Genomic DNA, 12,546 nt, shown 5'->3' on the forward strand with positions numbered 1-12,546 from the left:
TTTCGTCGTCGGTCGAACCGGATCGAGGCAAAGTCGAACATGGGCGCCTCCGCTAGCACCAATTTTGTGCCCCTGCAATCGGCGCTTTTTGTCTTTCTTTGTGTCATTCGACGAACTGGTTCGTCATTTGACGAACTGTTCAGCGTCGAAGGGCTTCGCCAACCCGGTTATCGGCCTAGATTGTTGCGAACCGCAGGGAGATTTCCGCATGGGATTGCTGATCGAAGGCAAATGGCAGGACCGCCCGTTCGAGACCGACAGCGGCGGACGGTTCATACGCAGAGAGTCGCAATGGCGCGACTGGATCACGCGTGACGGCAGTCCGGCGCAGGGCCGCAGGCGGGGCTTCAAGGCGGAGCCCGGCCGCTATCATCTCTATGTCTCGCTCGCCTGCCCTTGGGCGCATCGCACCTTGATCTTCCGTGCCCTGAAGAAGCTCGACGGCATCATCTCGGTGTCGGTGGTGCACCACTTCATGGGCGAAAACGGCTGGACCTTCAAAGCCGAGGACGGCGCCACGGGCGACACGCTCTACGGCCTCGATTTCCTGCACCAGATCTACACCAGGGCCGATCCGGCCTATTCCGGCCGCGTGACGGTACCGGTGCTGTGGGACAAGCAGCAACAGACGATCGTCAACAACGAGTCCTCCGAAATCATCCGGATGCTCAACACCGCCTTCGACGAATGGGGCGATGCGGGTCTCGACTTCTATCCTGCGGCGCTGCGCGCGGAGATCGACAGGATCAATGCGCAGGTCTACCCGGCAATCAACAACGGCGTTTATCGCGCCGGCTTCGCCACCACGCAGGAAGCCTATGAGGAAGCTTTCGGCGAATTGTTCCAGGCGCTCGACACGATCGAGGAGAGGCTGTCGCGACAGCGCTATCTGGCCGGCGAACACATCACCGAGGCCGATTGGCGGCTGTTCACGACGCTGGTTCGTTTCGATCCGGTCTATGTCGGCCACTTCAAATGCAACCTGCGCCGCATCGCCGACTACCCGAACCTGTCGAACTATCTGCGCGATCTCTATCAGGTGCCCGGCGTGTCGGGCACGGTCAACCTTCACCACATCAAGTCGCATTATTACGGCAGCCACAGGTCGATCAATCCGACGGGAGTTGTCCCGGTGGGACCAGAGCTCGATTATGCGGTCGCGCATGACCGGGGCAGGTTCAGGAAAGCGGCGTGATTACCAGTAGGGTGAGATGCGCTCCCCGCCAAATATCTCGGCCATCCTTCGGAGCGTCGCCGGGGTCGTGCCCTCCGGCAAGCGGTCGAGCGGGAAGAAGCCGGCCTCGGCGATCTCATGGTCGGGCAGTTTCGGCGCGGTCTGGCTGAACGCTTCGATTAGATAAAGGCCGACATGGTCGCGCTTGCTGGAGCGCCGGTTGAAATGCATCGACCTCAGCACCGGCGGCGCGAGCAGCGCGATGTTGCCTTCCTCGGCCAGCTCGCGCGTCAACGCTTCCTCGAGCGTCTCGCCGGACTCGACGCCGCCGCCGGGCAACTGCCAGCCGGGAACATAGGTGTGGCGGATCAGGAAGACGGCGTTGGAGGCACGTTCGTAGACCAGGCCGCGCACGCCGAGCGTCATCGGGCGGCGCAACAGAAAGTAAAAATGGAAGAATCTGGCCCGCAGCCCCGGCCAGCCGGTCTGGCGGAAGGCCTCCTCAATATCTGGCCGGTCGTTCATCGACCGATCCCCCAGCAGATGTTTGTGGGTTGCCCCACGAACATCTGCTGGGTCTTCTTCATTTTTCGCAGGGTCTGGCCGGAAAACCGTGGGACGCCTTTGCGAAGCCTGCTTGGGCGAACAGCAAAGGGTGAGTGGAAAGCCTCGCCGGCGTCGCTTAAGAAGGGGTCATGTTCAGGCTCGCGCATATTTCCGATGCTCATCTGGGACCGCTGCCCGATGTAACCTATCGCGACCTCGCGTCCAAGCGCGTGCTGGGCTATGTCAACTGGCAGCGCAACCGACGCCGCCATATGCACGATGCCGTCATCGACACAATCGTCGCCGACATCAAGGCGAACGCGCCGGACCATCTCGCCGTCACCGGAGACCTCGTCAATCTGGCGCTCGACGGCGAGATCGAAATGGCCAAGCACTGGCTGGAGACGCTCGGATTGCCGCACGACGTTTCCGTGGTTCCCGGCAATCACGATGCCTATGTGCCGGGCGCCTTCGACAAGGTCTGCCGGGCCTGGGCTCCCTGGATGACGGGCGACGGCGTCAACAGTCCGGTCGACCGCAATTCCTTTCCTTATCTGCGCGTGCGCGACAATGTCGCGCTGATCGGCGTCACCACGGCGCGCGCCACCGCACCCTTCATGGCCAACGGCTTCTTCATGGAAGGGCAGGCCGAACGGCTCGGCAAGGTCCTTGATGATACCGCGAAACAGGGACTCTTCCGGATCATCATGATCCACCACCCGCCGGTGCGCGGCGCAGTCCCGCAGCACAAGCGGCTGTTCGGCATCGCTCGGTTCCACAAGGTCATTCGCCGGCATGGCGGGGAGCTCGTCCTGCACGGCCACTCGCACCTGCCGTCCTTGTTCACCATCGGCGCACGTGGCGCCAAGGTGCCGGTGGTGGGGGTCGCCGCCGCCGGCCAGGCGCCGGGTGGCAAACATCCCGCGGCGCAGTACAACATGTTCGAAATCGGTGGCGAAAGGGGCAACTGGCGCCTGCGCCTGACCCGGCGCGGCCTGACCGGACCGGCCATGCCGCCGTCGGACCTCCAGACCATGGACCTCGACGTGCCGGCAGACGGGCGCCAGCTCGTCAGAAGCTGATCTTCATCTGCATGATGCGGTCCCAGAACAAGACCAGCGAAACCGCCAGGCCGACAAGGGCGCCGGCGGCGATCAGGCCGAGGCCGGCGAAGAAGGTCGTCCAGCCATTGCGGCCGGTTTCGGATCGGATGGGCGGCTCCGCTTCCTGGACCACGTGACGATGCAGGCCGGGAACGGCGCTTTCCATGCCGCCCTCCATCATGCGCTGCCGCTCGACGACACGTTCGGCCACGTAGCGCGTGACAGCGTCGGCGACGGCTTTCATCTCGGTCGATTCAGCCAGCACCACCCGGCTGACGCGCGTGTCCTTGAGGAAGCGGTAGGTTCTGCGGTCGCGTCCCATGGCGATGTGGCTCACCGCGTCGATCCATAGCCGCGGCTGCAGGCCCGACGAGACGGCGAAGTCGAAGCTGTCCATGTCGGCCGGGACATCGGCAAAGACGGGGGCAAGCTCGGCTGCCAGCAAATCGAGCCGCATGCGGTGCGCCTCGCGCATGTCGACAACCACGTCATCGCGGTCGGCGAAGGCGTTTTTGACGTCGCGTATGGCATCCGAAAGCTTTCGCGATGGCTCGATCGGGGTGATTATGTCGCCTGCATCCTTCATGGCGGCTGTCTCGCTGTTGGTTAACAGCGAGTTAACACAATCGCCGGCAAAATGCACTGAATGATAGCGCCGGTCAGCTTGCTGCTGCCCCGTACACCGGTCGTTGTCGCCTGGCCCGCCGTCGCGTGTTGCGACGCACGACCTCGGCAACCAGGTCCGGAGCCTCCTCGACCAGCATGTGACCCGCGTCAAGGACATGGTGCAGATGGAAATGCGAGGGCAGGGCCTCGGCTTGCTCGACAGGCAGGAGCGGATCCTCCGCTCCCCAAACAATCATCACCGGCATGTCGAGCGCATCGAGCTGCGCTCGAGGGATGACCCCTTGCCGCTCATCCCTGGTCATCGCGGCCGCCATATCGATCAAGGTCTGCAACTGGCCGGGCTGTTCGCGCATGAGGCAGAGCGCGTCCACCACGTGGTCAGGCGGCACGCTGCGCGGAGCCGACATGGCCGCAAGGCTGGCGCGGATCAGCTTTCTGCCGGAAGCCGCCGCATAGCGGCGCAGCAGGGCTGCGTTGATCTCCGGGCCGAAGCCGCCGGGCGCCAACAGCGTGAGCGAAGCCACCCGGCCAGGATCGGCAAGCGCCATCAATGTCGCGATCGCGCCGCCCATGGAATGACCGACGAGATGGACCTTGCTCAGCTGGCGAGCGGCAAGATCGGCGAGAACAGCCCGCGCTGCCGTCTTTGCGCCGCCCGTGCCTTCGCATTGCAGCGAATGACCATGGCCCGGCAGATCGTAGGCCAATATTCTCGCCTCGGCCGCCAGCGGAGCCATGACGTCCCGCCAGATCTCACGGCAGGCTCCAAAGCCATGCAGAAAGACGATCGTCTTCGGACCAGCGCCGGCCTCGACGGCATAAGGGAGTGGAAGCATGAAAAAGGAGCGGTGAGCAGGCAGCAATCAGAAATTGTGGCTGAATTGCTCCCGATCCAGACCCGTGGCCAGTAAAATTTTCGCGACCGAAGCGGTCCGCCAGGCGCTCGACGCGCAAGCGCGTCCTAATAGGTGTCGGATCACAGCGTGATACTTCCGCCTGCGGTGATCAGGTGGCCCAAGCACGGGCGTAAGGTGTGCCTATGTCCTACTCGATCCCAACGCGAAGGCACAGCGTGGCCGCCGAACCCAACCGCCCACACTTTTCCTGAAATTGCTCTAGCTCGGATTGCCAATCCCGGCGGCACGCAAGGATTGCACCAGCCGATCGGTGAGATCCGCGGGATATTTGCGGTCGACGAATGTCGCGCGCGGGTCGGCGGCGAATTTCGGGAATTCGGCGATGAGCTCGTTGGCAAGCTCGCCCGCCAGCTTGTCGCGGCCCGAAAGCCTGGCGCCGATCAGGCGCGCGGCCAGATAATGCGACTTGGATGCCGTCGTGCGCAGCGACTCGCTGGCGATGGCGGCCTTCTTCATATCGCCCTGCATGAAGGCGCCGACGAACAGGCCATAATCCCACCAGGTCGGATGGCCGCTGAAGGCCTCGACCGCGCGGCCCAGGATCGGCGTTCCCTCATCATACTTGCCGGCGAAGATCAGCCCGTAGCCATAGGCGGCGGCCATACCGAGATCATATGGGTTGAGTTCGTAGGCCTTGCGCGTCAAGCGGATCGCTTCGTCCGCGTTGCCGAGGCGCGAGTTGAGGTAGCCGAGGGCACGATGCGCGTGCGGGTTCATGGGGCCCATCTGAACGGCGCGGTGCGCAAGCGACATGGCCTTTTCGAGCGTCGCATCGGGCGGATAGGGATAGCGGGCGGTGACAGCCTCCCCATGAAGCGCGGCCAGTTCCGCATAGACGAGCGACGATTTGGTGCCTTCGGCGGCAAGCTTCTCCAGGCAGCGATACGCAACCTCGTGCGACTGGGCGTTCATGTCGAGAAAGTAGCGGTCGTCGAGCACCAGGCACCCGATCTGGCTGGTCCTGATGTCGCTCTGGTCGATGTAGCTGTAGATCGCGCCGGAAGCGGGAATGGTCGATGTCAGAAGGCTGGCGATGTTGCTTTCAACCACGCCCGGCGCGGTTTCGGCCGATGTCAGGTTGCGCGACAGCAGAACCCGACCGGTCGCGACGCTCTGCAGCTCGACCGTGACGTCGCCGACGGCGGGCCCGGGAACAATATGAAAGACGAAACTAATCGGGTCGGCCGATTGATCGCGCGTCGAATCCGGAGCGCGTCCGATGAAGTCGATGGTGTCGAAACCGGCAAGACCGGCGCGCAACGACGATGCGACACGGGCTGCCTCTGCTCCATCGGCGTTCATGGCAATGTAGATGAGCGGCAAAGAGGCGAATACCGGCTGGGCGGCGGTTCCGGTAGCGCCGGCCGTTTCGGTCGTTGCCGTGGTGTCGCCGCCGCCGAGGAAGGCATCGCCCTGGCGAAGGATGAGCACGCCGAGCATGGCGATGACCAGAACCATGGCAGCCCAGAAGAATCGCAGTTGCCGCGTCAGTGATTGTGCAGGCGCGGCCGGCGCCGTGAGCGGCACGGGCTCGTCCGGCGTCGGGCTGTCGAGATAGTCGGCCGATGCCTGGGGTTGGCGCGCGATGTTGCCGGTGGCGGATTTTGCGTCGCCGGGCAGGCGGATTGCGTTCAGCTCATAGGAGGGGACATAGCCGCCGCGCGGGATCGCAATGCGCACCGGCTCGGCGATGCCTTCATTGGCGAAGTACTGATCCAGGAGCTCGCGTAGGCGACCGGCCTGAACCCTGACCACGGCGTCGGTGGAGGCGTCGAAATCGCCGTCCTTGCCGAAGACGTCCATGGCGATGGAAACGCCCTTCAGCCTGTCCGCCTCGCCAGCCTGCTCGCGCTCTACTAGGTAGCGTAAAAGCCTGCGGGCACGCTCGGATCGTCCGAACGTCTCGCTTGCAAGCAGTCGCTCCAATGTCTCGCGCACTGCGGGGGCGGCAGGCGGGGCATGCTCCAAGTGTCGATCCTTCCGAATTCGGCACAGGTTAGGGCGCGATAATATAGCGCTCGCGCCGGCGCACAAGGATGCTTCTGTTATGTGATCGCGTAAGCCACCGGAAATTCCCCCGCCGGTTAACGAACGACAAGGAAGTTGCGTCTGCTTGCAACACGGCGCGCCTTGCGGACGCGCCGTGTTCGGGAGCTTGGCTGGTCAGTCGGCCTTCCCACCGATGATGCGGTTGGCGGCCGAAACGACGGCCTCCAGCGAGGCGGCGACGATGTTGGTGTTGATGCCGGCGCCGAACAGCTTGCCGCCCGGATATTCCATCTCGACATAGGAGATGGCCGAGGCGTTGGAGCCGCGCTGCAAGGAATGCTCCGAATAGTCGAGCACCGACATGTCGACGCCGACATGGCGCGAGAGCGCATCGACGAAGCCGTCGATCGGGCCGGTGCCCGAGCCGGTGATCGTCACTTCCTTGCCATTGTCGATTATATCCGCCTCCACGATGCGCCGGCCCTTCACCTCGGTATCGGGGAAGGTGCGGTGGTCGAGGAACTTCAGCCGCGCGCCGGGCTGGTCGATATAGGTTTCGAGGAAGCGTTCATGGATGCGCTTGGCCGGCACTTCCTTGCCTTCCGCATCGGTGATCGCCTGGATCGCCTGGCTGAACTCGATCTGCAGATTGCGCGGCAGATTGAGGCCGTAATCCGCCTGCAGCACATAGGCGATGCCGCCCTTGCCGGACTGCGAGTTGATGCGGATGATCGCCTCATAGGTGCGGCCGACATCGGCCGGATCGATCGGCAGATAAGGCACTTCCCAGATCGGAGTGTTGGCCTTCTTCAACGCCTTCATGCCCTTGTTGATGGCGTCCTGATGCGAGCCCGAGAAAGCCGTGTAGACCAGTTCGCCGACATAAGGATGGCGCTCCGGGATCTTCAGCTGGTTCGAATATTCGTAGACATCCTTCATCCGGTTGATGTCGGAGCAGTCGAGCTCCGGATCGACGCCCTGGGTGAACATGTTGAGCGCCAGCGTCACGATATCGACATTGCCGGTGCGCTCGCCATTGCCGAACAGCGTGCCTTCGACGCGGTCGGCCCCGGCCATCAGGCCAAGCTCGGTGGTGGCGACGCCTGTGCCGCGGTCGTTGTGCGGATGCAGCGAGATGATCAGGTTCTCGCGGTTGTCGAGATTGCGGCACATCCATTCGATGCGGTCGGCATAGACGTTGGGCGTCGACATCTCGACCGTCGAGGGCAGGTTGATGATCAGCTTGTTGTCGGCGGTCGGCTTCACGATCTCGGTGACGGCGTTGCAGATCTCCAGCGCGACCTCGAGCTCGGTGCCGGTGAAGCTTTCCGGCGAATATTCGAAGCGGTAGCCGCCGCCGGCCTTGGCCGCCATGTCGGTGATCATCCTGGCGGCGTCGGTGGCGATGCGCTCGATGCCGGCGACGTCCTTTTCGAAGACGACGCGGCGCTGCAATTCGCTGGTCGAATTGTAGAAATGCACGATCGGGCGGTGCGCGCCCTTGAGCGCCTCGAAGGTCCGCGTGATCAGTTCCGGCCGGCACTGCACCAGCACCTGGAGCGATACATCGTGCGGCACGCCGCCTTCCTCGATGCACCAGCGGGCAAAGTCGAAATCGGTCTGCGAGGCCGAGGGGAAGCCGATCTCGATTTCCTTGAAGCCCATGTCGAGCAACAGCGCGAACATGCGCGCCTTGCGCTCATGGCCCATCGGATCGATCAGCGCCTGGTTGCCGTCGCGCAGGTCTACCGAGCACCAGATCGGCGCCTTGTCGATCACCTTGTTCGGCCAGGTGCGATCGGTCAGGCCGACGGTGGGGTAGGACTGGTACTTGCGGGCTGCATCCGGCATGCGGCCGGCCGCGCGCTTGCCGGCTTCAGCCTCGTCGGCGCGGATTTCTTCTCGTGCGTTCATCGTCTCTTCTCCGGGCGGCTCGCATGTTCGCCTTGGGCGGATTGGTGGCGAGCGTCGCCTCTACCAGAATTTCATTCGCTTGATTATGACTTTGCCAAGGAGCATGCGCCTGAGGCGGCGGGTGTCGACCGCCGGGCGCTCCTTCAGCGAACCCGGCGATCGCCGATAAGGCCGAGAAGAAGCAGGGTGGAAGCGAGCGCGCGCGCCGTCTCGCCGGCAAAGCCGGGGCGAGAAGAAGCGACGGGGCGAACGCGCGAGGTCATGGCGGCTCTCTTACAGGAGCGGCCCGCCGGAGGCAAGCGTGCGCAGGGGCGAATGCACCGGGCCTGGTCTCGTCGCGGGCGGAGATGTCTTCCCCACGCCTTGTAAATGGGCCAGACTTGGTTCCGAAGGCTTGGCTGTCAAGCGAAGCTCGGGGAGGGGTTGCCCATGAATTTCGTGTTCTTCTCGCCGCATTTCCCGGCCAACGGCGCCGATTTCTGCGACCGGCTGAAAAAGGCCGGGGCCACCGTGCTCGGCATTGGTGACGCGCCTTACGAGACCCTGAACGGCAAGCTGAAGGCCGCGCTTTCGGAATATTACCGCATCGCGGACATGGAAGATTACGATGCCGTGTTCCGGGCGATGGGCCATTTCATCCACAAATGGGGCCGCATCGATCGCTTCGAGTCGCTCAACGAGCATTGGCTGGAGCTCGAAGCCAATATCCGCACCGACTTCAACATCTATGGCACCAAGCTCGACTTCGTGAAGAATCTGAAACGGAAAAGCCGCATGCGCGCCTTCTTTCGCAAAAGCGGCGTCGAGACCATCCCGCAGCGCAAATGCTCCGACCGCGCCGGCGCCATGACCTTCATCCGCCGTGTCGGCTACCCTGTGGTGGTCAAGCCGGATTCCGGCTCCGGCGCCTCCAACACGTTCAAGATCTCCAATGCCAGGGAGCTCGACCAGTTCTTCAGGGACAAGCCGGAGGACGTCACGTTCGTCATGGAACAGTTCATCGAGGGGCTGGTGGTGACCTTCGATGGGCTGGTCAACCGCGACGGCGAGGTTGTGCTGGCGGCCAGCCACCGCTACGACCAGAGCATCATGGACGCGGTCAACAAGGACCGCCACATGAGCTACACCTGCTTCCCCGAGATCACGCCTGCGGTGGAGGAGGCGGGGCGCAAGATCCTCAAAGCGTTCGACGTGCGCGAGCGCTTCTTCCACATCGAGCTGTTCGAGACCAAGGACAAGCGCGTCATCGCGCTCGAGGTCAACATGCGCCCGCCCGGCGCCTGGATGACAGACGCCATCAACTACACATTCGACATCGACGTCTATGCCGCCTGGGCCGACATGGTGGTCAAGGATGCCGCCGGAGGCCCCTATAAGGGGAAGTATTTCACCGCCTATGCCAGCCGCAAACGCCATATCGACTATTTGCACAGCCATGCGGACGTGCTAGCCGCCCATGGCGACAAGATCGTCCATCACCAGGCCATCGAAGAGGTCTTCAGCCGCGCCATGGGCAACTACGCCTACCAGATGCGTTCGAAGGATCAGAAGGCACTGCGCCAGGCGGTCGACTATATCCACGCGGAAAAGGCCTGAGCCGATGGACGTCTCCTATCACAAGGGCCATGCCCGCAATCTCGGCCGCGACATGGAATACAAGCGCTACGGTCATGCCGGGCGCCCGGTGGTGGTGTTCCCGACCTCGCAAGGACGCTTCTATCAGTTCGAGGATTCCGGCGGGGTTGGCGCGCTTGCCGAGTTCATCGACACCGGCCGCATCCAGCTCTTCACGCTGGACGGCATCGATTCGGAATCCTTCTTCAACAAGCATGCCGATGCGGCGCATCGCATCGCGCGGCACGAGGCCTATTTCCGCTATGTGCGGGAAGAGGCGCTGCCGGAGCTGCAGGCGGTCGCCGCCAAGTCCAATGGCGGCCGTACCTTGAAGCCATTGTTCTGCGGCTGCTCGATGGGCGGCTACCACTCGTCGAATTTCGTGTTCCGTTTTCCCGAGCTCGCGAGCGGCGTGATCTCGCTATCGGGCGTCTATTCGGCCCGCGACTTTTTCGGCCGGCAGCTGGAAGGCAACATCTATTTCAACTCGCCACTGGACTATCTGCCGGGCATCGTCGACCAGAAGCTGCTCGGGCGGCTCAGGGCGCTCAGGCTGATCTTCTGCTGCGGCCAAGGCGCCTGGGAAGAGCGCATGCTGGTCGAGACGCGCGAGCTGGAACAGGTGCTGCGCGACAAATCCATTCCCGCCTGGGTCGACTATTGGGGCGGCGATGTCAGCCATGACTGGCCATGGTGGCACAAGCAACTGGTCTATTTCTTCGGCCGCTGGCTGGATGACGATCTGATGCATAGGTTGGATTGAGCTGTGCCGATATTCAGGTGAGCCCGGCCTGCGAACGGCAGTTTCCTGCGCTTCCGGTGCTCATATGTGGACGGCCCCCTGCTTGCAAGGCTTTGGCTGGAGATGATTTGACCTGATCGCTTGCGCTCATATGTCCGGCCTTTTGCGCGCGGATTTGTGAGCGCTGGCCTAGATGGGCTTCACGGATAGCGAGTTCCAAACACGTACGCGACATTGACTGCCGGTGAGCACCTCGGAGTGTCTCGCTCGTCCCGGTTCGACCGGTCACACCATCTTCTCCTCTACTTGCAAGTTCCGGCCTTCAGTGTCGAACGTGCGCTCGACACCGAACTCTTAATGCTCTCACGGCAGCACAGGCGCTGGATAAGTAGCGCCGATGGGGCGGTATTGCTCGCCGCTGACCATCAGCTTCCAGGCGATGCGGGCCAGCTTGTTGGCCAGCGCCACCGCCGCAAGCTTGGGAGCTTTGCGCGCGATCAGAGCCTGTAACCAAGGCCAGACCCTCTTGCTGCCTCGCCGCATGTGTTGGATGAGAGCGGTGGCGCCCGCCACCAGCACGCTTCGCAGCATCTCGTCGCCGGCGCGGGTGATCACCCCAAGCCTGTTTTTGCCTGCTGTCGAATGGTTCTTCGGCGTCAGTCCTAGCCAGGCGGCAAAATCGCGCCCCGACTTGAAGCCATGCGCATCCGTAACCTTGATGGCCAGCAACGTCGCTCCAACGGGACCGACTGCCGGTATGGCGGCCAGCCGCCGGCTGACTTCGTTTTGCCCATGAAACGCAAGCAGCTTCTCATCGAGCACGGCAACCTCGGCACTGATGTGGGCGTAATCGCGCGCCAGCGTCTCGAACATGTCCCTGGCCATATCCGGGATCGTCGCGTCGGCGCGAATGTCGGCCAAAAGATCACCAAGCCGGGAAAGTCCCTTGGGTGCGATCAGACCGAACTCCGCCGCAAAGCCGCGGATCGAATTGGAGAGCTGCGTGCGCCGGTCGATGAACTGCGCTCGCAGCTTCGCCAGCATCTGCGCTGCCTGCTGATCGGCGCTCTTGACGGCAACGAAACGCATGCGGGGCCGGTTCATCGCTTCACAAGTCGCATCGGCATCGGCCGCATCCGATTTAGAGCGCTGGACATAGGGCTTCACGTGCTGCGCCGGCATCAGCAGCACCTCATGGCCCAACGCGCGCAACTCCCGCGCCCAGTAATGCGCCGCGCCACAGGCCTCCATGCCAACCTTCAGCGGCGCAAGCCCGGCAAAGAAGGTGAGCACCTGATTGCGCCGTAGCTTCTTGCGCAACACCGGTTGTTCGGCTTCATTCACCCCATGTAGCTGGAAAACGCTCTTTGACGTATCCATGCCAATGCGAATAAGTTTATCCACGGACGGTCTCCCTTGATGAGATCTGCAACGACCTCATTCTGGCACATTGTGATGCCGTCGGGGGCCGTCCACCCCAACACGTACTTCAAGTACGCTCCGCTCCGGTTCTCGGAAACCGCCGTTCTCGACTCGGCCTGACCTGAATCTCAGCACAGCTTGGAGGCTCAGCCCATGACCATCACGCCCGATCCGATCCGCCGCTTTGTCGAAGCCACCAACGCCGGCGATAGCGAGGCCTTTCTCGGCACATTCACTGACGACGCTTTCCTGAGCGACTGGGGTCGCGATTTCCATGGGCGCGACGGAGTCGCGCGGTGGAACCGATCGGACAATATCGGCGTGCAGTCCAATCTTCGCATCGTCCGCATCGCGCAGCGCGATGGCGTCCACCATGCCCGGGTCGCCGTGACGGGCAATGGCTTCAACGGCGAGGGCGACATGGCCTTCACGCTTTACGGCGACCGGATCGCGAGCCTGGTTATCAGTTGAAAACCGGACAGGAGGCTGGGTCTTTCC

Annotated in this window: 11 protein-coding genes; 5 read left to right on the plus strand and 6 right to left on the minus strand. The window is 63.0% G+C overall.

Going from position 1 to position 12,546, the window contains the following annotated elements:
* The first annotated feature begins 208 nt into the window (after window positions 1–208).
* Window positions 209–1,195: a glutathione S-transferase family protein gene (locus tag EJ069_RS01050; protein WP_126059683.1), complete on the plus strand. Its 987-nt coding sequence runs from the start codon at window positions 209–211 to the stop codon at window positions 1,193–1,195.
* Here EJ069_RS01050 and EJ069_RS01055 read toward each other — a convergent pair whose 3' ends face one another.
* Window positions 1,196–1,699: an NUDIX domain-containing protein gene (locus EJ069_RS01055; RefSeq protein WP_126059684.1), complete on the minus strand. Its 504-nt coding sequence runs from the start codon at window positions 1,697–1,699 to the stop codon at window positions 1,196–1,198.
* Window positions 1,700–1,869: 170 nt separating this feature from the next.
* Here EJ069_RS01055 and EJ069_RS01060 point away from each other — a divergent pair, with 170 nt between their 5' ends.
* A complete protein-coding gene (locus tag EJ069_RS01060) occupies window positions 1,870–2,802 on the plus strand; it encodes a metallophosphoesterase (protein ID WP_126059685.1) in 933 nt (310 codons plus the stop codon).
* Here EJ069_RS01060 and EJ069_RS01065 read toward each other — a convergent pair.
* From EJ069_RS01065 to leuA, 4 genes are all read right to left on the minus strand, one after another.
* Window positions 2,792–3,409, minus strand: a complete 618-nt coding sequence (locus tag EJ069_RS01065) for a hypothetical protein (protein ID WP_126059686.1) — start codon at window positions 3,407–3,409, stop codon at window positions 2,792–2,794. The genes EJ069_RS01060 and EJ069_RS01065 overlap by 11 nt on opposite strands.
* Window positions 3,410–3,482: 73 nt before the next feature.
* A complete protein-coding gene (locus EJ069_RS01070) occupies window positions 3,483–4,286 on the minus strand; it encodes an alpha/beta fold hydrolase (protein ID WP_126059687.1) in 804 nt (267 codons plus the stop codon).
* 279 nt (window positions 4,287–4,565) lie between these two features.
* On the minus strand, window positions 4,566–6,335 hold the full coding sequence (locus EJ069_RS01075; RefSeq protein ID WP_126059688.1) for a tetratricopeptide repeat protein: 1,770 nt from the start codon (window positions 6,333–6,335) through the stop codon (window positions 4,566–4,568).
* 195 nt (window positions 6,336–6,530) lie between these two features.
* Window positions 6,531–8,207, minus strand: coding sequence for a 2-isopropylmalate synthase (gene leuA / locus EJ069_RS01080; protein WP_189476437.1), 1,677 nt, complete (start codon window positions 8,205–8,207; stop codon window positions 6,531–6,533).
* Window positions 8,208–8,699: 492 nt separating this feature from the next.
* Between leuA and EJ069_RS01085 the strand changes: the two genes are divergently transcribed.
* Window positions 8,700–9,866, plus strand: a complete 1,167-nt coding sequence (locus EJ069_RS01085) for an ATP-grasp domain-containing protein (protein ID WP_126059690.1) — start codon at window positions 8,700–8,702, stop codon at window positions 9,864–9,866.
* Between the two features lie 4 nt (window positions 9,867–9,870).
* A complete protein-coding gene (locus EJ069_RS01090) occupies window positions 9,871–10,647 on the plus strand; it encodes an alpha/beta hydrolase-fold protein (RefSeq protein WP_126059691.1) in 777 nt (258 codons plus the stop codon).
* A 342-nt stretch (window positions 10,648–10,989) separates the two neighbouring features.
* On the opposite strand, the gene EJ069_RS01095 is transcribed toward EJ069_RS01090, so the two are convergent.
* On the minus strand, window positions 10,990–12,030 hold the full coding sequence (locus EJ069_RS01095) for an IS110 family transposase (RefSeq protein WP_126059692.1): 1,041 nt from the start codon (window positions 12,028–12,030) through the stop codon (window positions 10,990–10,992).
* Between the two features lie 171 nt (window positions 12,031–12,201).
* On the opposite strand from EJ069_RS01095, the gene EJ069_RS01100 reads away from it, so the two are divergent.
* Window positions 12,202–12,519 (plus strand): nuclear transport factor 2 family protein, encoded by a 318-nt coding sequence (locus EJ069_RS01100; RefSeq protein WP_126059693.1) that lies wholly within the window; start codon window positions 12,202–12,204, stop codon window positions 12,517–12,519.
* Window positions 12,520–12,546: the final 27 nt, after the last annotated feature.

It is taken from the genome of Mesorhizobium sp. M2A.F.Ca.ET.043.05.1.1 (assembly GCF_003952445.1).
Lineage (GTDB): Bacteria > Pseudomonadota > Alphaproteobacteria > Rhizobiales > Rhizobiaceae > Mesorhizobium.